The following is a 21,068-nucleotide window of genomic DNA, read 5'->3' on the forward strand; positions in this document are numbered from 1 at the left end:
CAAGGCCTCAGGGTCGAGTCAAAACCGCTGTGGAATCACAGCCGCAGCGTCAAGCGAACTCCATGATGACGGCATCCACTGCGAGACTGTCCCCGGCTTTGGCGTTGATCTTGGAAACCGTCAGGTCGCGCTCGGCTCGCAGGACGTTCTCCATCTTCATCGCTTCGACCACAGCCAGCGTTTCGCCGGCCTTCACCTCTTGCCCTTCCTCCACCGACACCGAAACAACGAGGCCCGGCATTGGGCACAGAAGCATCTTTGAGGTGTCAGGCGGCAGCTTGACCGGCATCAGCTTTGCGAGCGCCGCGATCTTGGGCAGCATGACCTTTGCCGTCACCGCTTTGCCGTTCCAGGCAATGCGGCTGCCATTGAGCACCGGGCGGACCTGCGCGGCCACTGGCTTGCCGCCCACCTCACCCTTCCAAACGGGATCGCCCGGTCGCCAATCCGACGTGACCGTCATCGGCTTGCCGTCACCGACTGCGAGATCGACTTCGATCGGCGATCCGATCATGCCTTCGGTGATCGAGACATCGATATAGTCGTCCCCGATCCGCACAACCCAGTCAGGCTTCATCGCGCCAGAATGCGGGGCCATGCGGCCAAGGTGGCGATCCAGGCGATCGCGACGCAGGAGTTCGACGGCAAGCGCGACCGCAGCAATCACGCGCTGCTCGTCGGCCTCCGGTTGGCGCGGTGCAAAACCGTTGGGATATTCCTCGGCGATAAAACCCGTCGACAGGCGTCCTTCACGCCAGCGCGGATGCTGCATCAGGGCCGCGAGGAACGGGATGTTGTGCTCGATGCCATCCACCACGAACTCGTCCAGCGCCACCGACATGGCGTCGATCGCTTCGATACGCGTGGGTGCCCAGGTGCAGAGCTTGGCGATCATCGGATCATAGAACATCGAGATCTCCGATCCCTCCGTTACGCCGGTGTCGTTGCGCACGATGACGTCGCCGTCCTGGCCTTCTTCCGGCGGCCTGTAGCGCGTCAAACGGCCGATCGAAGGCAGGAAGTTGCGATAGGGGTCCTCTGCGTACAGCCGGCTTTCCACCGCCCAGCCATTCAGCGTCACGTCGTCCTGGCTGATCGTCAGCGGCTCGCCGGCCGCGACACGGATCATCTGCTCCACCAAATCGACGCCGGTCACCAGTTCTGTGACCGGATGCTCGACCTGCAGGCGCGTGTTCATCTCCAGGAAATAGAAGTTCTTGTTCTTGTCGACGATGAACTCGACCGTACCTGCACTCTGATAATCGACGGCCTTGGCCAACGCGACGGACTGCTCGCCCATCGCGCGACGAGTGTCTTCATCCAGGAATGGTGACGGCGCTTCTTCCACGACCTTCTGGTTGCGGCGTTGAATCGAGCACTCACGTTCGCCGAGGTAAATGACGTTGCCATGCGCATCGCCAAGGACCTGGATCTCGATGTGCCGTGGATCGACCACGAACTTCTCGATGAAGATGCGGTCATCGCCGAAGGAGCTTTTGGCTTCGTTCTGCGAGGACTGGAAACCTTCGCGTGTTTCAGCCTCGTTCCAGGCGATGCGCATTCCCTTGCCGCCACCGCCGGCCGATGCCTTGATCATCACCGGATAGCCGATCTCGCCCGCGATCTCGACCGCATGATCAGCATCACGGATCTCGCCAAGGTAGCCCGGCACGGTGCTCACCTTGGCGGTGTTGGCGAACTTCTTCGATTCGATCTTGTCGCCCATGGCTTTGATGGCCTTCGGCTTGGGTCCGATGAAGGTGATGCCTTCCTTCTCCAGCGCTTCGCAAAAGGAGGCTCGCTCGGACAGGAAGCCGTAACCAGGATGCACAGCCTGAGCGCCAGTCTGCTTGCAGGCTGCAATGATCTTGTCGGCGACGAGATAGCTTTGAGCGGCAGGCGCAGGCCCAATGTGAACAGCCTCATCAGCCATCTCGACATGCATGGCATCACGGTCCGCGTCTGAATAAACCGCGACGGTCTTGATGCCCATCTTGCGTGCGGACTTGATGACACGGCAGGCGATTTCGCCGCGATTTGCGATCAGAATTTTGTCGAACACTTGTTAGGTCCTCCTGATCCCTCTTTTATGAACTCCATCACGCTCGTCAAGCAACCTAACGAATGTTTGCTTCACCCATAAGCTCTCGGCTTGACGCAGAGGAGAAAGGCAAGGGCATTCCCGGGCTTGATCCCGATCCCGAAACCTGAGACCTCTGACTTCAAGAAACGTTCGGAGATATCCTCATGAAAACCCGCGCCGCCGTAGCCGTTGCCGCCGGCAAACCGCTCGAAATCATGGAAGTGGATCTGGAAGGTCCGCGCGAGGGCGAAGTCCTCATCGAAGTGAAGGCGACCGGCATTTGTCACACCGATGAATTCACCCTCTCCGGCGCTGATCCAGAAGGCATCTTCCCCGCCATTCTCGGCCATGAAGGCGCGGGTGTGGTTGTGGATGTCGGTCCTGGCGTCACCTCGCTGAAGAAGGGCGACCACGTCATTCCGCTCTACACGCCGGAATGCCGTCAGTGCCCATCCTGCCTCAGCCGCAAGACCAATCTATGCACCGCCATCCGCTCCACGCAGGGCCAAGGCCTGATGCCAGACGGCACGTCGCGCTTCTCGATCGGCAAAGACAAGATCTTTCACTACATGGGCTGCTCGACCTTCGCGAACCATACGGTTCTGCCGGAGATCGCACTGGCCAAGGTCAACCCGGACGCGCCGTTCGATAAGATCTGCTACATCGGCTGCGGCGTCACCACCGGTATCGGCGCGGTGATCAACACGGCCAAGGTCGAAATCGGCGCTACGGCCATCGTTTTCGGTCTTGGCGGGATCGGCCTCAACGTCATTCAAGGGCTTCGGCTTGCCGGGGCCGACATGATCATCGGCGTTGACCTTAACAACGACAAGAAGGAATGGGGCGAGCGCTTCGGCATGACCCATTTCGTCAATCCGAAGGAAGTCGATGGAGACATCGTGCCTTACCTCGTCAACATGACGAAGCGTGGCGCAGATCAGATCGGCGGCGCAGACTACACGTTCGACTGCACGGGCAACGTGAAGGTCATGCGCCAGGCTCTTGAGAGCGCGCATCGCGGCTGGGGCGAGTCGATCGTCATCGGTGTCGCGGGCGCAGGGCAGGAAATCTCGACTCGTCCTTTCCAGCTGGTCACCGGTCGAACCTGGAAAGGCACGGCTTTCGGCGGCGCGCGTGGTCGTACCGACGTGCCGAAGATCGTCGACTGGTATATGGAGGGCAAAATCCAGATCGATCCGATGATCACCCACACGCTGAGCCTCGAAGAGATCAACAAGGGTTTCGATCTCATGCATGCCGGCGAAAGCATCCGCTCGGTCGTGGTGTACTGAGCACCATCTCTTGACGCTTGGTCATAAGGCACCAAATGCCATTTATGACCAAGCTCATCCGCACCGCTACCGCCCTGACCCTCCTCCTTGGCTGCACCGCCGCCTATGCCGCATCGACGAGCGCGGTCGTGGCCCAGACAGAAACAGAGCCCAGCACGCTTGAGCGCGCCTGGGGTCGCCTGAAGGAAGCGACCGATCTTGCGGGCGATGCAGCCCGTGAGGAAGCCGTCAAGCTTCGACAACGCGCTCAGGAAGCCATGGACGACGCCGGCCCGCTCGTCGACAAAGCGCGCGACATGGCCAACCAGCTCCGCGACAATCTGCAGGACTCCGCCGAACAAGCTGCACGCGACCTCAGTGCTGCTGCGCAGGATCTCGACGAGCGCATCCGTTCCGCCACAGGCACACCGGTCGAGCAGCCGAGCGACGTTCAGGCAACTCTTCCGCCAGTAGACCAACTCAACACGGACACACGCGCCGCCGCTATGCCCCGGCCTGCCGATACGGTGCCGGACTATGTCGGCGTTTGGGCGAAGTCACCGGCGGCTTGCGCCCAGATCGATCAGAAAGACGCCACCGATTTTGCCGTGATCACGCCCACCACCATTCGCCAGGTAGATAGGGTCTGCAACATGGCGAGCCCGTCGTTGACCGACGGCAAGGCAACGGCTCAGGCGTCCTGCTATGCAGATGGTGAAGAAGCGCCGCGCGACATCGTGCTGAACCTTCCTTCACCCGATACCCTACGCATCGGCACTGGATCACGTGCTACGCCGCTGATCCGTTGTCATCTGCCGGAGTAACCTCTGCATGACCGATCCGGTTGGACCGGCCATCTTTGTCGATGCCGATGCCTGCCCAGTCAAAGACGAGGTGGTGCGCGTTGCAGAACGCCATGACCTCGTCGTGACCTTCGTCTCCAATGGCGGACTTCGTCCGTCGCGCGATCCGATGATCCGGCATGTCGTTGTGCCGAAAAGTGCCGACGCAGCAGATGACTGGATTGTCGAGAACAGCGCGGCCGGGGACATCGTCATTACCTCCGACGTGCCACTGGCAGCACGTTGCGTGGAAAAGCACGTTCACACGCTGGCGCCCACGGGCAGGCCTTTTACGCCTGAGACGATTGGCATGGCTGTTGCGATGCGCGATCTCAAACAGCATCTGCGCGAAACCGGCGAAATCCGTGGCTTCAATCCCGGCTTTTCGGCACGCGACCGCTCAGCCTTCCTGAGCGCGCTCGATCTCACTATGCGCAGAGCCGTGAAGCGCTAGCTTCGTTTGTTCGTTTCGATCGACATGCTAAGCAGCGGCGTCACCCGCCAAACCACCGACGGAAGCAATCAGATGAAAACCGTTTCAACAGCCAAGTCGCACGGCGGCACGCAGGGCGTTTACTCCCACCACTCCGCCGCCTGCGCTTGCGAAATGACATTCGCCGTCTTCGTGCCGCCGAGATCAGGCACGAAGCCGCTTCCGGTGCTGTGGTATCTATCCGGCCTGACCTGTACCCATCAGAACGTTATGGACAAAGGCGAGTATCGCCGACTCGCGTCCGAACTTGGACTGATCATCGTGTGCCCGGACACAAGCCCACGTGGGGAGACCGTCCCGGATGAGCAGGACAACTGGCAGTTCGGCTGCGGTGCAGGGTTCTATCTTGACGCCACGCAAGCACCGTTCGATGCCAACTACCGTATGTACACCTACCTGACCGAAGAGCTTCCCGCGCTGATTGCAGCCGAGTTCCCGGCGGACATGAAGCGGCAAGCCGTCTTTGGACATTCGATGGGCGGCCACGGGGCCCTCACCCTCGCTTTGAAGAACGCTGATCGTTTTCGCAGCTGCTCAGCCTTCGCACCTATCGTTCATCCTAGCACCGCCCATTGGTCGACTGATGCTTTCACCAAATACCTCGGTCACGATCAGTCCAGCTGGCGGGCCTATGATGCCGTATCGCTGATCGAGGACGGCAAGCGTTTTGCAGAGTTTCTGGTGGATCAAGGATCAGCCGACGGCTTCCTCGACAACGGTCTCCAACCCTGGCTGTTGGAAAAAGCCTGCAAGGAAGCCGGTATTCCACTCACGCTCAACATGCGCGAGGGATACGACCACTCCTATTATTTCATCTCTACGTTCATGGACGATCATCTGCGTTGGCATGCGCAAAGACTAACAGTTTAGAAGCTTGTAACCTTCTCAGGGAACCGCTGCGCGGTCAGCACGTTCTACAAACGACACGACTGATCCGCTCAAGAGGAAATCGCTATGTTTCGTGGTATCGCGCTTTGGATGCTGGGAATTCCGATCCCGATCATCATTCTGCTGCTGATCTTCCTGCGCTAAATTTATCCGTTGCGCACCGACAAAGGGCTGGCCGTGTGCCGGCCCTTTTCATTTCGTGCATCACCCGAACGCTCCAAGTGAAAGGTTCCTTAACCTTAACCATGTCTTATCACGATCATCTTCCTTCGTGATCTCGACAGGTGCCTGGCTCGTGCAAAGCACATCTCATTCAGCCGTACTTGGGCGACGTAAAGAACCGCACACCATCATCATCGCTCGGGGCGACGCAGTGCGGCATTTTACGATCCGGCCGTGGGTCGCCACCCTCCTCGTCTGCTGTGTAGCAGTCATTGCCGCAGGGTATCTTCTCGCTACCACCTATCTGGTTCTTCGTGACGACCTGATCGGCGCAAGTGTCGCATGGCAGGCGCGCATGCAGCAGGCCTATGAAGACCGTATTGCCACGTTGCGCTCCCAAATCGATCGCATCACCAGCCGTCAGCTCCTGGATCAGCAGCTGATGGAACAGAAGGTCAACGAGTTAATCGAGCGGCAAACAGCTTTGACCGAGCGGCAGAATGTCATCGCGCCCATTGTGGAGCGGGTAAACACAGCGCCTACCGGAGAAGAATCTGAACGGATCGAGAAGAAGCCCCAGCTTGGCACGGTGTCGCCAGATCAATCTGGCTTCAAGGCCTCGCAGATCGCCGCTCTGTGGAAGACACGCACTGAAAGCTTGAACAAAACGCCTGCCGAAAAAGCTGATCTGGCATTCTCGACGATTACCAAGTCGCTGCGCCATGTCGAGGACGATCAGCTGAAACGTCTAGAAAGCCTCGCTGACGACGCCTACCAGACGGCAGACAAGATCTCTCAAGCCCTCGCTTCAGCTGGACTGGTCATCGATGTCGATTACGACAAAGCGAATGTCGGCGGACCTTTGATCGAGATTGACAAATCTCAGGTGTTTGACACGCGAGTGCGGGAGCTGAACGCCGCCTTCCGTATGCTTGACACAGTGAAGGACCAGGCCCGCAGCCTACCTGTTGCCAATCCCGCTCCTGGACGGCCGGTTTCATCGAGCTTCGGCGTCCGGCGCGACCCGATCATCGGCACTGCCGCCCTTCATTCCGGCATGGATTTTCGTACCGGTACCGGCACACCAATTCGTGCGACTGCATCTGGAACCGTTGTCAGCGCCGGCTGGTCCGGTGGCTACGGCCGCATGGTGGAAGTCGAGCACGGCCAGGGTTTTACCACCCGCTACGCCCATATGAGTGAGATTCTGGTTGTACCGGGAGAGAAGATCGAGCGCGGCATGATCGTGGGCAAAACCGGGAGCTCCGGCCGATCGACGGGACCGCATCTCCACTATGAAGTGCGCAAGAACGGCACTGCGCTTGACCCGCTGCGTTTCATAACGGCCGGGAGGCAGATCCAATCCTACCTATGAAAATGGCGGCCGAAGCCGCCATTCAATAGATATCGAAAACTGCAAGCCGACTTAGTCGATGTCGGCAACCGGTTCTGCTGCACCGCCATTGATCTTGGCCGAGAGCGAGGCTTCCATGAAGTCGTCCAAATCGCCGTCGAGAACGTCGGATGGACTGGTGCTCTCGTGGCCGGTGCGAAGATCTTTCACCAGCTGATACGGCTGCAAGACATAGGAGCGGATCTGGTGACCCCAGCCGATCTCCGTCTTTGACGACTCAGTGGCATTCGCCGCTGCTTCGCGCTTCTTCAGCTCCTCCTCATACAAGCGTGAGCGCAGCATTTCCCAGGCCTTGGCGCGGTTCTGGTGCTGTGAACGCCCCGCCTGACAGGCAACAGCAATGCCGGTCGCGAGATGCGTGATACGCACGGCCGAGTCGGTCGTGTTGACGTGCTGACCGCCCGCGCCCGATGAGCGATAGGTGTCGATGCGAACATCCGACTCGCTCACCTGGATCTCGATCGAATCGTCAATCACCGGATACACCCAGACGCTCGCGAAGGACGTGTGGCGACGCGCATTGCTGTCATAAGGCGAGATGCGCACGAGACGGTGAACGCCCGATTCCGTCTTCGCCCAGCCGAAGGCGTTGTGCCCCTTGATCAGCAGGGTCACCGACTTGATGCCGGCTTCTTCGCCATCATGCAGCTCGAGGATCTCGACCTTGAACCCTCGACGCTCTGCCCAACGCGTATACATGCGCATGAGGATGGACGCCCAGTCCTGGCTTTCCGTGCCACCGGCGCCCGAATGCACTTCGAGATAGGTGTCGTTCGAGTCTGCCTCGCCGGACAAAAGCGTCTCGATCTGGCGCGCGGCGATCTCGCCCTTGAGCGAACGAATGGCAGCCTCAGCTTCTTCGATAACCGACTGGTCGCCCTCTTCCTCGCCAAGCTCGATCAAGCCGATATTGTCTTCCAGACCCTGGTTCAGGCTGCGAACCGCCTTGATGCTGTCGTCGAGCGACTGGCGCTCACGCATCAGCTTCTGCGCTTCCTGCGGATCGTTCCACAGCGCCGGATCTTCGGCGCGCATGTTGAGGTAGTCTAAACGCTTGAGGCCCTGATCCCAGTCAAAGATGCCTCCTCAGCAGGCCAATGCCCTGCTTGATTTCGTCGACAATCGATTGCGTTTCCGCACGCATATAGTTCCACCTGCAAATCGTTCGGGAATGGTTAGGCCGGAACATAGGGAGGCGTCCCGCGCCTGTAAAGAAAAAGGCGCGCCGGATGAGCGGCGCGCCTGCATTCGGTTGATCGAGTGGCCTCAGTAAAGGCCGCCAGCACCGGATGTGATGGCACGGTTGGCGGACGGCGAGATCGTTTCGCGTGACTGCTCCGCCCCACTCTCGTCCATGCCAATGACCCAGTAGCTATCGGCCGGTCCGGTACCGGGTTTGAAAGCTTCCATGATCGTACCCTGCTGACCTTCGGTCGCGCGCATACCGGTCTTACGATCGATGGCGATCAACTTCATGCCTTCCGGTACGCGAAAATCGACGATCGGCTGATCTTTCAACGCCTCGGCCATGAACTCCTTGAAGATCGGAGCCGCGAGGCCGCTGCCAGTCGCGCCTTTGCCCATCGGGCGCGGCGTGTCGTAGCCCATGTAGAGGCCCACAACGAGATCAGGTGAATAGCCCACGAACCAGGCATCCCGCTCATCGTTCGTCGTACCCGTCTTGCCTGCAAGCGGACGGCCAAGCTCGGAGATCGTTGTCGCCGTGCCGCGCTGAACCACACCTTCCATCATTGACGTGATCTGGTAGGCCGTCATCGGATCGAGCACCTGCTCGGAATTGTCGATGATCGTCGGCTCCGGCTGATTATCCCACTGCTGGGCGTTACAGTTTTCACAAGTACGCTCTTCGTGCCGGAAGATGGTGTGCCCGTAACGGTCCTGAATACGGTCGATCAGCGACGGCTTGATCGACTTGCCGCCATTCGCCATCACCGAATAGGCTGAAACCATGCGCATGACGGTGGTTTCGCCCGATCCCAGCGAGTTCGAGATGTGTGGCGCCATCTTGTCGTAGACGCCGAAGCGCTCGGCATACTCAGCGACGAGATCCATGCCCATGTCGTTGGCCAGCCGCACGGTCATGAGGTTGCGCGATTTTTCGATACCTGTGCGCAAGGTTGATGGACCGCCGAAGCCACCACCATAGTTCTTCGGCTCCCAAACGGAGGTGCCGATCTTGATGCTGATCGGCCCATCCATCACCACGGACGCCGGCGTGTAGCCGTTGTCGAGGGCAGCCGAGTAAACGATCGGCTTGAAAGACGAGCCGGGCTGACGCATCGCCTGCGTGGCGCGGTTGAACACGGACTTGGCATAGGAGAAACCGCCGACCATGGCGAGCACACGACCCGTATGCGGATCCATGGCAACCATGCCGCCTTCGATCTGCGGCGGCTGTCGCAAAATCAGCTTCTTGATGTCGCCGTCCTGAGGCTCAACATACACCACGTCGCCGGGCTTAACGACATCCGCCGGGGACTTTGCAGTCAAACGCTTACCGTTGACGACATGGCGCATCGCCCACTTCATGTCGGCAGCAGCAACGAAGCCCTCGTCTCGCTCGGCCTTCAGCTCACCAGACACCTCCCGACCGGGCCTCATGCCGACTTTCAGGCCGTCCTTGTTTGCTTCGAGAACAACAGCCGGCTGCCATTCAGGCACGTCGCTCAGACCCTTCACCTCCCCAAGCGGCTTGCCCCAGTCACCTGCGATGTCGATCGAGGTAATCGGACCGCGATAGCCGCGGAGCGTGTCGTACTTGATCAGGCCATGCTGAAGCGCACCGCGCGCCATACGCTGCATGGTGGGATCAAGTGTGGTACGAACGGATAGACCGCCTTCATACAGAGTGTCTTCGCCATACTTGGCGATGATCTGACGGCGGACTTCTTCCGTGAAATATTCGCCAGCAAAGATGTAGGTGCCACCGCGACGTGGCGTGACGCCGAGATCGGTCGCCTTGGCCTTGTCACCGTCTTCCCGCGAGACGTAGCCATTTTCGACCATCTGATCGATGACCCAGTTGCGGCGCTCAAGCGCACGCTCGGTGTGGCGGAACGGGTGATAATTGGTCGGCCCCTTCGGCAAGGCGGCCAGATAAGCAGCTTCTGCGACAGTCAGCTCATTCACCGACTTGTCGAAGTAAGTCAGTGCCGCTCCGGCAATACCGTAGGAGCCGAGGCCGAAGAAAATCTCGTTGAGGTAGAGCTCAAGAATGCGATCCTTCGAATAAGCCTGCTCGATGCGGAAGGAGAGCACCGCCTCTTTCACTTTGCGCTCGATCGTCTGCTCGTTCGTCAGAAGGAAGTTCTTGGCAACCTGCTGCGTGATCGTCGAGCCACCCTGGGTCGGGCCACCTTTCATGGCGACCAACACGGCACGACCAACGCCTTCGATGTCGATGCCCGGATGATTGTAGAAGTTCTTGTCTTCGGCAGACAGGAACGCAGCCTTGACCCGGTCCGGAATGGCCTGGATCGGAAGATAAAGACGGCGCTGGCGAGCAAACTCAGCCATCAGAGCACCATCCGAGGCATGCACGCGCGTGGTAACGGGCGGTTCGTATTTCGCGAGCACCTCGTAGTCTGGCAGATCCTTGGTGAGGCTCGTGATGTAGAGGGCCACGCCTCCAGCAGCCAGCAAAGCCAGCGCTACGCCTACACCAAAGAAGTAGCCGATCAGCCTAATCATTCCCACTCCAGTCCAAGGAAACCATGAAGCGCACCGGCACGAGCCGAGCAGAATCATGCCACGCAACGCTCGGTGCGCCGATTAACCCCGCCGATATGGGCAAAATACGGCAAACTCAATGCTGCCGCTGAGTTCTAGGCAAAATCGGGACAAAGCGCTTCGAGCGCCCTCATAGCACATTCTGAGGGATAATTAACCTCGGCTACCGATGCGAGGACCCGCAAACTGGATCACGGCATCCACAATGCCGCCGGCGGCCTTGGCCCGCCAAGCGCTGTCGAGCAGATGTTTTTCGTCGCCTTCATTCGACAGATAGCCGAGTTCGATCAGCACGGAAGGCACATCCGGCGCGCGCAAGACCCGGAATCCGGCCATACGGTGCGGGTTGTTGATCATCGTCACCGAGCGCTTGAGCTCACCGACCAGTGTTTTGGCGAAGCTCATCGAGAAGGAGTGCGTTTCGCGCCGGATCAGATCAACCAGAATATCCGCGATCTGGTGATCCTCATCCTCGATGTTGATGCCAGCAAGCTGGTCCGAAAGGTTTTCGCGTGTCGCAAGAGCCGCTGAGGCCGCATCCGAAGCGCGATCTGAAACGGTGTAGACGGTGGCGCCGCTGATGCCTTTCAAGCGAATGGTGTCAGCGTGAATGGAGATGAACAGATCGGCGTTCTTTTCGCGGGCGAAGCGCACCCGCTCATCCAGTCGCAGGAACCGGTCGTCGTCACGCGTGAGGATGACATCAAGGTTGCCGGCTTTGGAAAGCTGGTCGCGCAGCTCTCGGGAAAAGGCGAGTGTGATGTCCTTTTCAACCGTGCCGGACAAACCATTCGCCCCGCCATCGATGCCACCATGACCGGGATCAACAACCACCGTGAAACGTTTTTCACTTGTCTGCGCTGTTTGGCCTTCGGCGTTCTTCGGCTGTGAAGGCGTCGTTGACCCGGTTGATGTCGCCTGTTCGGCGAGAGCCGCGTCAAAGAGCTGTTCCGAAGCCGCTTCTAGGTCGAGCACCAGGCGATTGCCGGCCTTCTTGTCATTCGCAAGCAGGTTGAAGTCGGCAATCGTGAACGGGCCCTTGGCGCTGACCACGATCCGCGACATGCCCTCGCCGATCGAACCATACTTGATGCCGGTGATCAGGCCACGCGGCTTCAGAGCTTTCTCTTCGAAGCGAAAGCGCGCTTCGGGAAGGTCGATGACGAGGCGATGGGGCGAACGCAGCAGCATGAGCTTGGGTTCGGCTTCGACATCCAGGCTGAACAGCATCCGCGTCTTCAGCGAATCGCCGGCAATGGCCAAATCCCGCAACTCCAGCGGCTTGGCTGCCGCCGGCTGGCCCATAAGCAAGGAAAGCGTGAGCCCAGCAGCTATCATTGCCCGGGCGGCCATGGTGCGGACGTTCTCGGAAATGCGGAAGTTCATACGCCCCTCGTCGCCTGCCGCAGGTGAAGTTCAAGCTCTCGTCGAGCACGAAAACGGCACAGTTTGGGCCGCCACCCAGCCGTCGATAGTTAAGCACAGGTAATTCAAGCTGGTTAAGCAAGCGTTGCCTCACCATACAGGCGTACCCATATGAAACAGGTCGGCAAAAAAGGTTGCTTTAGGATAACCCAAACCATACAAGCGAAGCTGGGTAACAGCTATGTCGGTCCTGTTTTGGATCGCCTGCAAGCTAGGTTCGCGTGACGTACACGCATCCGTCGTACGCCGTGAGCCACGCCGCAAGGCGGGCAATAGGCGTCGTTTTTGCCCCAACGTATTTCGGCTCGGCATCTCGATTTCATGAGGCCGGGTTTGAGGAAAACGGCTGGAGTTTTTCTGAGCCGGCTCTTTAGAGCGAACAAGCTGGTCCGACACCCTGTCGGGCTCGATTTAATCTTTTCGCGAGGAACGCGATTGGTCTGCGCATACCAGGTCCCCTCCGTTGAAAACCGCGCCACTTTGGCTGCGGTTGGAGCCGACCATGCGTACCGATTGGTGATCGTGGACGTGACAATATCCGGCACACGCGTGCCGTCCAGCCAGGAAGATCCGCCTTTGAGGGCGTCCCGGTGGCCGGCTGCCGGGGAGATCTTTAACTATGCCCAACAAGATGCTGATCGACGCCTCCCACCCGGAGGAAACACGGGTCGTCGTCACCCGCGGTAATCGGATCGAAGAGTTCGACTTCGAATCGCAGGATAAGAAACAGCTTCGCGGAAACATCTATCTCGCCCGCGTGACGCGGGTTGAGCCGTCGCTCCAGGCGGCCTTCGTGGAATATGGCGGCAATCGCCACGGCTTCCTCGCCTTCAGCGAAATCCACCCTGACTATTACCAGATCCCGCTTGCAGATCGTCAGGCTCTTCTGCGCGCTGACGCGGAAGAAGCAGAAGCTGAGGAAAAGGAAGACGAGGAAGAGCGCTCCGGCGGACGTCGTCGTCGCAGCCGCAACGGCAAGAATCGTCATCGCGATGACGATCGTAAAGCCTCGTCCAATGAGTCCGAGAAAGACAAGGACGAAAATCAGGATCCAACGGTCGAGAACGGCGGCTCGCTCGCCGAGATCGAGATGCTGGAAAGCGCGTCTTTCCTGTCGAATTCCTTCAGCCCGGCAGCACTGGCGGAAGCTGAGAAGAACGCTGCCGCTGACGAACGTCACGGCGATGCATCTGACGAACAGCGCGCTGACGCGCAGGACAATGCGGAACGCAACAGCCAGGATGCCGATCGCAGCAACGACGTCTCCGTTGCAAACGACGAATCCCAGAGCGCAGAAGACGAAGACGAGACGAACTCGTCATCCGGCGGCTCCGGTCCGGCTATGCCGTCTGCCATCGAAGGCGACGTCGTTTCGGAAGATGTAACGGACGCGTCTGAGGGCACCTCTGGCAAACGCCATGGTCGGACGTCCAACGGTTCTTCCGCCGATGATCACAGCCACGATGACGACGACTCGGAAGGCGACGACGATGTTGAGTCGGTCGGCGCGGAAGACGCCATCGAGGAAGCGCAGCCGCGTCGCCGCGCCAACCGCCGTCAGTACAAGATCCAGGAAGTTATCAAGCGCCGCCAGATCCTGCTGGTTCAGGTCGTCAAGGAAGAGCGCGGCAACAAGGGTGCTGCTCTCACCACCTACCTGTCGCTGGCCGGCCGCTATTCCGTTCTGATGCCGAATACGGCACGCGGCGGTGGTATCTCGCGCAAGATCACCAACATCCAGGATCGCAAGCGCCTTAAGGATGTCGTGAAGGAGCTCGAAGTGCCGCAGGGCATGGGTGTGATCCTCCGTACGGCCGGCGAAAGCCGAACGAAGGCCGAGATTCGCCGTGACTATGAATATCTGATGCGCATGTGGGAGAACGTCCGCACGCTCACGCTGCAGTCAACGGCCCCTGCCCTCGTTTACGAGGAAGGCTCTCTGATCAAGCGATCGGTGCGCGATCTCTATAACAAGGACATCAGTGAAATTCAGGTGGCCGGCGAAGAAGGATATCGCGAGGCCAAGGACTTCATGCGCATGCTGATGCCGAGCCACGCCAAGGTGGTTCAGCCTTATCGCGACACGGTCCAGATTTTCGCCCGCAACGGCATCGAAGCACAGCTCGATCGCATGCTGCAGCCGCAGGTGAACCTGAAGTCGGGCGGCTACATCATCATCAACCAGACGGAAGCGCTGGTTGCGATCGACGTGAACTCGGGTCGCTCTACGAAGGAGCATTCGATCGAAGACACGGCGCTGCAGACCAATCTGGAAGCAGCGGACGAAGTCGCACGTCAGCTTCGTTTGCGCGATCTCGCCGGTTTGATCGTTGTCGACTTCATCGACATGGAGGAGAACCGCAACAACCGAGCCGTTGAAAAGCGCATGAAAGATGCGCTGAAGAACGACCGCGCGCGCATTCAGGTTGGTCGCATCTCGCATTTCGGCTTGCTGGAAATGTCGCGTCAGCGCATCCGCGCCAGCGTGCTGGAATCCACGACGCAGACCTGTCCGCATTGCGGCGGCACCGGTCACATCCGCTCCGAATCCTCTGTCGGGCTGCATGTGATCCGCGGCATCGAGGAGTACCTCCTCAAGGACAATCGCTCGCACATCACGGTTCGCACGCCTGCATCGACGGCGCTCTATGTGCTGAACCACAAGCGCTCGACCCTTGTAGACATGGAGAAGCGCTTCGGTGTCACCATTGAGGTTGAGGCCGATGAAACCCTGGGCTCGCAGCACTATGCGATCACCCGCGGTGCGGCCGTAGAGAACCCGGTGATCATTGCACCGCCGAGCTACGAACCGGTGGTCGACGAACTCGATGACGAGCCGATGCAGCCTTTCGACGAAGTCGAAGATGAGGTTGTAGAAACCGAGGCGGAGAGCCGCGATGAAGGCGAAGCGAAAGAAGGCGAGCGTGACAACGATCGTAAGCGCAAGCGCCGTCGTCGCCGTCGTGGTGGACGCGATCGCGACGCTGAAAATGCTGTAACGCCTGCATCTACTGGCGATCACGGCCTGGCGTCCAACGCCGATGAAGCTCCGGCTGCCGATGAGGATGCCGCCGTTGGTGCCGAACCTGTTGAGCCGGAAGCGGATGCTGACGGCGACAACAAGAAGCGCCGGCGTGGCAAGCGTGGTGGTCGTCGCAATCGTCGTGAAGACGGCGATGAAAGCGTTGCGGCGCAGGATGGTGGCGAGGCTGAGAAGGCTGCGGTGTCGGATGTTCAGCAGACCGATGAAGCGGCTGTAGCGGCTGAAGCGGTAGCTGGGATCGATTCGACTGCCGAAGTTCAGTCTGCCGAAGAAGCAAAGCCTGAGACGGCCCAGAATTCGCCGGAAGATCAGGCACTTGCGGTTGATCTGCCGACGGAACAGGCCGCTGCTGAAGCCATGACGGGCGACGCGGTTGCGGCTCCTGAAGAGGCCCCTGCTCCGGCCAAGCGGCCGCGTGCAAGGCGCAGCAAGAAGGCGATTGCTGCGGAAGAGGCTGCAGCGGCAGCAGCGGCGGAAGTCGTTGAGAACGCTGCAGAACCTGCCGCTGAAAATGCGTCGACGCCAACTGCAGAAGAAGCACCGGAGGCCCAGCCCGCTCCATCCGAGCAGGCCGCAGAACCGGAAGCTTCGGTTCAGGTTGAAGAGCCCACGGAAGAGCCGGCTCGTCGGTCGCGCCGTCGCACAACGGGCACGGAAGAGCCGGTTGAACCGGTGGTTACGTCCACGGGTCCAAGCGAGACTGCGGACGAAGCACCGGCACCGCGCAAGGGTGGCTGGTGGCAGCGCAAGAGCTTTTTCTAAGCATCTGGCAGCGTGGAACGCGCGTTCTGTAACGCAGAATAAGCAAATGGCCGGGGCATTTCCCGGCCATTTGCGCATTTGGCTGAGCGTTTTGCGGCGAAAACGGGACTTGGTCGCGCTGGCTTGGTGATGACTGGGCTTGCCAGTTGATCCCCGCCAAAAACAAAGACGATCAAGTTTGATGCATTAGGCACTTCTAAGAAGAAGACATCAGCGAACTTGACATCGACACGGAACGAGACGCTCTCGTCAGCCGCGTCTCATATCATCGTCATCGCAGTCAGGCAGATCGGCAAAGTGCAACGAATAAATCGATGCACGTCTCCCACGATCCCGCATCAGGATCCGGACCGAATCACAGCAACTTCGATGACACTATCGACTTGCGCGGGTGGCCAGCCAACGTTCGATGCGGTCGGTCGCCTCAACCATCTCGTTCATGCTGCCGGCATAGGAGAATCGCATCGTGCGATGTCCCTCACCCGTGTCGAAGTCGATGCCGGGTGTGGCGGCGACATGAGCTTGCGCGAGCATGGCCTTGGCGAACTCCATGCTGTCATTGCTGTGACGTGTCACGTCGCAATAGGCATAGAAAGCACCATCAGGCGGAGCGGCGATGCCGAAGCCGAGTTGTGGCAGGCGCTGGAGGAGATAAGCGCGGTTGGCTTCGTAGCGCGCCTTGATGGGCTCCAGGACTTGCCTAGCCGTCAGAGCGGCGACGGCGGCGATCTGCGACAGTTCGGGCGCCGAAATATATAGGCTCTGGCCGATGCGCTCGATGGGCCGCACCATCCGCTCCGGCAGCACCATCCAGCCGATGCGCCAGCCGGTCATGCAGTAGTATTTGGAAAAGGAGTTGATGACGGTGACGTTCGGATCGAAGGCAAGCGCCGTCACATCCGGGCCGGTATAACAAAGGCCGTGATAGATCTCGTCGGAGATCGTCGAGATGCCGAGTTCGCTTGCCGTTTGAACCAGATCGCGCAGAGCATCGGCAGGAATCACGGCACCGGTGGGATTGGCCGGACTCGCAAACAGCAGACCGTCGAGCCGTCCTTCGTCATGAACCGCACGCAGCCTTTCAGCCGTGAGATAGGGTTCATGATCCAATGGGATCTCGACGACCTCGAGACCAAGCGCCTTGAGGATGTTTCGATAAGCGGGATAGCCGGGTGCTGTGATGGCGACACGGTCGCCGGGATCAAACATCGCGAGAAACGCCAGGTTGAAGCCGGCCGATGACCCGGTGGTGACGGCGATACGCTCCACCGGAACGGACACACCATAATGCTCGGCATAATGCCGGCTGAGACCCTCGCGCAGATCGCGCAAACCAAGGGCGTCGGTATAGCCTATGCGGCCTTCCTTCAACGCGCGGGCCGCAGCCTCGCGCACGATCTCCGGTGCCGGATCGGACGGTTGCCCCACCGCAAGCGAAATCACGGACGCTCCGGCTGCACGCAGACGGTTCGCTTCGGCGAGAACATCCATGGCGTGGAAGGGCTCCACGGCACTGCGGAGCGAGGGCTGGCGAACAAAGGGCTTGGGTGACTCAGTCATGATGCCGCACAAATGCCGGAATGGTATGAGGATCACAAGTTTACGAGTGAGAACAGCGTGCCTTTCTTTCCACCGCATCCTTCGTTACCAACTCCGGTCATGATCAGAGCCAGTTTCCAGCGATTGAAGTCTGCTAAACGCGCGGCCATTGCGAGCGTCTTGAGTGTTGCGCTGGTTCTACCAGCGATCGCTCCCGCTGCCGCGCAAGGCCGAAGCGTTCCGATCGTGCGCGATGCCGAGATCGAGGCGCTGGTTACCGAATATGCCAGGCCGATCCTTAAGGCGGCCGGTCTGGGCAATTCCGGCATCCGCATCGTTCTGGTGAATGATCCGAGCTTCAATGCGTTTGTTGCCGGTAACCGAATCTTCGTCAACACCGGCGCGCTGATGACGGCGGAAACGCCGAACGAAATCATCGGCGTGCTCGCGCATGAATCCGGCCACATCGCCGGCGGTCACCAGCAGCGGCTGCGTGACCAAATTGCCCGCGCGCAGACGGCAGCCGTGGTCGCCGGTCTGCTCGGCATGGGCGCTGCCGTTGGTGGCGCGGCGTCGGGAACGAACGGGCTCGGTCAGGCCGGCATGGGCATGGCCATGGGGAGTTCCGAAGTGGCTCGCCGCAGCGTGCTCGGTTATCAGCGCACGGAAGAGATCACCGCCGACCGCTCGGCCATGCGCTACCTTGAAGCGACCGGGCAATCCGGCAAGGGCATGCTGGCGACGTTTCAGCGTTTCCAGAGCGGTCTGGCTCTGGCCGGCACGCGTGTCGATCCCTACCAGATCAGCCATCCAATGCCGCGCGAGCGTATCGCCAATCTGACAGAGCTCGCTCAATCCAGCCCTCACTATAACCAGAAGGATCCGGCGGAGCTGCAGCAGCGGCATGACCGCATGCGCGCCAAGATCGCTGCTTATACGCAAGACCAGCGGGCAGCGAGCCGCTTGTTCCGGAACGATCGCAGCAACCCGGCAGCGGCCTATGGCGATGCTTTCACAACCTTTCTTTATGGCAACCCGGCCGCCGCGCTGCAGAAGGTCGATGCGCTCATCAAGACGATGCCGAAGAACCCGTATCTGTATGAGTTGCGCGGCGAAGTGCTGATGCGCGGGAACCGCCCGGCGGAAGCGGCCAATGCGTTTGCCACTGCGGTGAAACTCGACCCCAACCGGTCCGGCATTCTTCAGGTCGCTTACGGTCAGGCGCTTCTTGCGACGGGCAAGCCGGCTGCGCTGAAGCAGGCCACGGTTGCCTTGCAGCAGGGTCTTGCGCGTGACCGCGAATATATCAACGGCTACAAGTTTCTAGCTCAAGCCTACGGACAGGCAGGCTCCATCGGCGAAGCCGAACTGGCGACGGCCGAGGGGCACTATTATTCCGGAAACTACAAGGACGCGATGATCTTCGCCGCCCGCGCGCAACAGCGCTTGAAGCGCGGATCGCCTGGCTGGGTGCGCGCGCAAGACATCATCTCCTCACGCACGAAGCTGAAGAAGTAAGGGGCTTACACCCCAACCAAACACCGTGAAGGCGCAGACTATGAAAAAGATACTCCTGGGACTGACAGGCACTGTCATGGCGCTTGCCCTTCTTGGCGGCGGCTATGCGGCTGGCCGGGTCAATGCCGATCCGAGCCCGGAAGCCACTCCCCAAGTCGCTCAGGCCACCGATCGGGCCGAAACCGAATCGATCATCCGCGACTATCTCTTGTCCAACCCAGAAATCCTGATCGAGGTTCAGACCGCCCTGACCGCGCGCGACCAGGAAGCGCAGCAGAAACAGCAGGCGGAAGTTCTGCAGAACGAAAAGGCCGCGATCTACCAGTCCGCCAATGATGCGATCATCGGCAATCCGGAGGGCAGCAAGACAGTCGTCGAGTTCTTCGATTACAATTGCGGCTACTGCAAGCACGCGCTCGCCGACATGCAGGCGATGGTACAGGACGATCCGGACCTGCGCTTCATCATGAAGGAATTCCCGATCCTCGGACCGGATTCGCAACAGGCCCATATGGTGGCTGCCGCGTTCAAGCGCGTCGCAGCGGACAAATATGCCGAGTTCCATATCCGTCTTCTCGGCGGCAGCGGTCGCGCCAGCGAAGCGTCGGCACTGCGTCTTGCCGCCAGCATGGGCGTGGAAGAAGCGGCCTTGCGCCAGGCCATGAAGGATCCGGCCATCGTCGAAGAGTTCACGCAGACCTTTGAACTCGCCAACAAGCTTGCCATCAGCGGAACGCCCGCTTACGTCATCGGCGACGAAGTCGTTTCGGGTGCGATCGGTGCGGATGCGCTCAAGAGCAAGGTGGAAGCGGTCAGCGCCGTCAACTAAGGGATCGCTCTGGCACGGGAAAAAGCCCGGTTCGCTCTTTTCGTTCGAAGCTGACGCCCTTATAGAGGGCGCGGTTGTGCCTGCAAACGCGGGCACCGGGAAACGTGATGTCGAAGCCGATCTTTGTTCTCAACGGTCCGAACCTCAACATGCTGGGTAAGCGCGAGCCCGGCATCTATGGCGGCAAGACCCTGGGTGCGATCGAAGCCGATTGCAGCGCTGAAGCGCAGGCGCTCGGCCTCGAAGTCGATTTTCGACAAACGAACCACGAAGGCGTTCTGGTCGATTGGATTCAGGAAGCCGGCGACCAAGCCGCCGGCATCGTGATCAATCCGGGCGCCTATAGTCATACTTCCATTGCCATCCACGATGCGCTCCGCTCGATCGGCTCGCTTCCGGTGGTGGAGGTCCATCTTTCCAACATCCATGCCCGCGAAGCTTTCCGGCACACTTCCATGGTGTCGCTGGTTGTTGCGGGTGTTATCTGCGGTCTCGGACCGATCGGCTATCTGCTGGCGCTCCGGGCCTTGGCGGCACGGCTATGAGCGACGCAGAGACTATCACAAAGGACACAACGGACATGGCGACCAAGCCAAACGGCATCGATCAGCAACTCATCCGCGATCTGGCCGGCATCCTGAACGACACGAATCTCACCGAGATCGAAGTCGAATTCGGTGATCTGAAAATGCGCGTGGCACGCCAGACGCAGGCCGTGCAGGCCTATGCACCGGCACCGATGGCAGCCGCACCAGCTCCGGCTGCGGCATCTGCAGCACCAGCCGCTGCACCGGCATCAACGGCCGATTCGCTCAAGAACGCCGTGAAGTCGCCCATGGTCGGCACCGCATATCTCTCCCCCGCACCAGGCGCCCGCCCCTTCGTGGAAGTCGGCCAGACCGTGCGCGAGGGCCAGACGCTCCTCATCATCGAAGCCATGAAGACGATGAACCAGATCCCGGCGCCGCGCTCGGGCACGGTGGTGTCCATCATGTGCGAAGACGCACAGCCGGTTGAATTCGGTGAGCCGCTGGTGGTGATCGAGTAAA

Annotated in this window: 15 protein-coding genes; 10 read left to right on the forward strand and 5 right to left on the reverse strand. The window is 59.9% G+C overall.

Annotated elements, in window-relative coordinates; translation table 11 throughout:
• Positions 1-49: 49 nt before the first annotated feature.
• Positions 50-2,062, reverse strand: a complete 2,013-nt coding sequence (locus JYU29_RS07535; protein WP_213984047.1) for an acetyl-CoA carboxylase biotin carboxylase subunit — start codon at positions 2,060-2,062, stop codon at positions 50-52.
• A 185-nt stretch (positions 2,063-2,247) separates the two neighbouring features.
• Here JYU29_RS07535 and JYU29_RS07540 point away from each other — a divergent pair, with 185 nt between their 5' ends.
• The 5 genes from JYU29_RS07540 to JYU29_RS07560 all read left to right on the forward strand — a co-directional run bounded on the left by JYU29_RS07540 (position 2,248) and on the right by JYU29_RS07560 (position 7,114).
• A complete protein-coding gene (locus JYU29_RS07540) occupies positions 2,248-3,375 on the forward strand; it encodes an S-(hydroxymethyl)glutathione dehydrogenase/class III alcohol dehydrogenase (protein WP_213984048.1) in 1,128 nt (375 codons plus the stop codon).
• 44 nt (positions 3,376-3,419) lie between these two features.
• Positions 3,420-4,178: a hypothetical protein gene (locus JYU29_RS07545; protein WP_213984049.1), complete on the forward strand. Its 759-nt coding sequence runs from the start codon at positions 3,420-3,422 to the stop codon at positions 4,176-4,178.
• Between the two features lie 7 nt (positions 4,179-4,185).
• Positions 4,186-4,650 carry a YaiI/YqxD family protein gene (locus JYU29_RS07550; RefSeq protein ID WP_213984050.1) on the forward strand — a complete coding sequence of 155 codons (465 nt, stop codon included), beginning with the start codon at positions 4,186-4,188 and terminating at the stop codon, positions 4,648-4,650.
• Between the two features lie 72 nt (positions 4,651-4,722).
• Positions 4,723-5,559 (forward strand): S-formylglutathione hydrolase, encoded by an 837-nt coding sequence (fghA, locus tag JYU29_RS07555; protein WP_213984320.1) that lies wholly within the window; start codon positions 4,723-4,725, stop codon positions 5,557-5,559.
• A gap of 313 nt (positions 5,560-5,872) precedes the next feature.
• Positions 5,873-7,114, forward strand: coding sequence for a peptidoglycan DD-metalloendopeptidase family protein (locus JYU29_RS07560; protein WP_213984051.1), 1,242 nt, complete (start codon positions 5,873-5,875; stop codon positions 7,112-7,114).
• 51 nt (positions 7,115-7,165) lie between these two features.
• Here JYU29_RS07560 and prfB read toward each other — a convergent pair.
• The 3 genes from prfB to JYU29_RS07575 all read right to left on the reverse strand — a co-directional run bounded on the left by prfB (position 7,166) and on the right by JYU29_RS07575 (position 12,289).
• Positions 7,166-8,297, reverse strand: a protein-coding gene (prfB, locus tag JYU29_RS07565) for a peptide chain release factor 2 (RefSeq protein ID WP_213984052.1) whose coding sequence is annotated in 2 segments (ribosomal slippage) — positions 7,166-8,230 and positions 8,232-8,297 — 1,131 coding nt in all. Because the reading frame shifts where the segments join, the coding sequence is not laid out codon by codon here.
• Positions 8,298-8,419: 122 nt separating this feature from the next.
• On the reverse strand, positions 8,420-10,864 hold the full coding sequence (locus tag JYU29_RS07570) for a penicillin-binding protein 1A (RefSeq protein WP_213984053.1): 2,445 nt from the start codon (positions 10,862-10,864) through the stop codon (positions 8,420-8,422).
• A 192-nt stretch (positions 10,865-11,056) separates the two neighbouring features.
• Positions 11,057-12,289: an N-acetylmuramoyl-L-alanine amidase gene (locus tag JYU29_RS07575; protein WP_213984054.1), complete on the reverse strand. Its 1,233-nt coding sequence runs from the start codon at positions 12,287-12,289 to the stop codon at positions 11,057-11,059.
• 658 nt (positions 12,290-12,947) lie between these two features.
• Here JYU29_RS07575 and JYU29_RS07580 point away from each other — a divergent pair.
• A complete protein-coding gene (locus JYU29_RS07580; RefSeq protein WP_213984055.1) occupies positions 12,948-16,133 on the forward strand; it encodes an Rne/Rng family ribonuclease in 3,186 nt (1,061 codons plus the stop codon).
• A 375-nt stretch (positions 16,134-16,508) separates the two neighbouring features.
• Here JYU29_RS07580 and JYU29_RS07585 read toward each other — a convergent pair whose 3' ends face one another.
• The gene (locus tag JYU29_RS07585; RefSeq protein WP_250157207.1) at positions 16,509-17,693 is read right to left on the reverse strand and encodes a pyridoxal phosphate-dependent aminotransferase; all 1,185 of its coding nucleotides are present in this window, start codon (positions 17,691-17,693) and stop codon (positions 16,509-16,511) included.
• A 99-nt stretch (positions 17,694-17,792) separates the two neighbouring features.
• Between JYU29_RS07585 and JYU29_RS07590 the strand changes: the two genes are divergently transcribed.
• The 4 genes from JYU29_RS07590 (at position 17,793) to accB (ending at position 21,067) form a co-directional block, all read left to right on the forward strand.
• Positions 17,793-19,190, forward strand: a complete 1,398-nt coding sequence (locus tag JYU29_RS07590) for a M48 family metalloprotease (protein ID WP_213984056.1) — start codon at positions 17,793-17,795, stop codon at positions 19,188-19,190.
• Positions 19,191-19,230: 40 nt separating this feature from the next.
• The gene (locus JYU29_RS07595) at positions 19,231-20,019 is read left to right on the forward strand and encodes a DsbA family protein (RefSeq protein ID WP_213984057.1); all 789 of its coding nucleotides are present in this window, start codon (positions 19,231-19,233) and stop codon (positions 20,017-20,019) included.
• Positions 20,020-20,126: 107 nt separating this feature from the next.
• Positions 20,127-20,564 carry a type II 3-dehydroquinate dehydratase gene (gene aroQ / locus JYU29_RS07600; protein WP_213984058.1) on the forward strand — a complete coding sequence of 146 codons (438 nt, stop codon included), beginning with the start codon at positions 20,127-20,129 and terminating at the stop codon, positions 20,562-20,564.
• Between the two features lie 35 nt (positions 20,565-20,599).
• Entirely contained in the window at positions 20,600-21,067 is a 468-nt protein-coding gene (gene accB, locus JYU29_RS07605; RefSeq protein ID WP_213984059.1) for an acetyl-CoA carboxylase biotin carboxyl carrier protein, read from the forward strand.
• The last annotated feature ends 1 nt before the right edge of the window (position 21,068 follow it).

This window comes from Tianweitania aestuarii (assembly GCF_018457165.1).
In the GTDB taxonomy this organism is placed as follows: domain Bacteria; phylum Pseudomonadota; class Alphaproteobacteria; order Rhizobiales; family Rhizobiaceae; genus Tianweitania; species Tianweitania aestuarii.

Coding starts and splice junctions, on each gene's coding strand:
- JYU29_RS07550 (WP_213984050.1), top strand. CDS start 4,186: ATGACCGATCCGGTTGGACCGGCCATCTTTGTCGATGCCGATGCCTGC.
- JYU29_RS07570 (WP_213984053.1), bottom strand. CDS start 10,864: ATGATTAGGCTGATCGGCTACTTCTTTGGTGTAGGCGTAGCGCTGGCT.
- accB (WP_213984059.1), top strand. CDS start 20,600: ATGGCGACCAAGCCAAACGGCATCGATCAGCAACTCATCCGCGATCTG.
- aroQ (WP_213984058.1), top strand. CDS start 20,127: ATGTCGAAGCCGATCTTTGTTCTCAACGGTCCGAACCTCAACATGCTG.
- JYU29_RS07595 (WP_213984057.1), top strand. CDS start 19,231: ATGAAAAAGATACTCCTGGGACTGACAGGCACTGTCATGGCGCTTGCC.
- JYU29_RS07545 (WP_213984049.1), top strand. CDS start 3,420: ATGACCAAGCTCATCCGCACCGCTACCGCCCTGACCCTCCTCCTTGGC.
- JYU29_RS07540 (WP_213984048.1), top strand. CDS start 2,248: ATGAAAACCCGCGCCGCCGTAGCCGTTGCCGCCGGCAAACCGCTCGAA.
- JYU29_RS07575 (WP_213984054.1), bottom strand. CDS start 12,289: ATGAACTTCCGCATTTCCGAGAACGTCCGCACCATGGCCGCCCGGGCA.
- fghA (WP_213984320.1), top strand. CDS start 4,723: ATGAAAACCGTTTCAACAGCCAAGTCGCACGGCGGCACGCAGGGCGTT.
- JYU29_RS07590 (WP_213984056.1), top strand. CDS start 17,793: ATGATCAGAGCCAGTTTCCAGCGATTGAAGTCTGCTAAACGCGCGGCC.
- JYU29_RS07585 (WP_250157207.1), bottom strand. CDS start 17,693: ATGACTGAGTCACCCAAGCCCTTTGTTCGCCAGCCCTCGCTCCGCAGT.
- JYU29_RS07580 (WP_213984055.1), top strand. CDS start 12,948: ATGCCCAACAAGATGCTGATCGACGCCTCCCACCCGGAGGAAACACGG.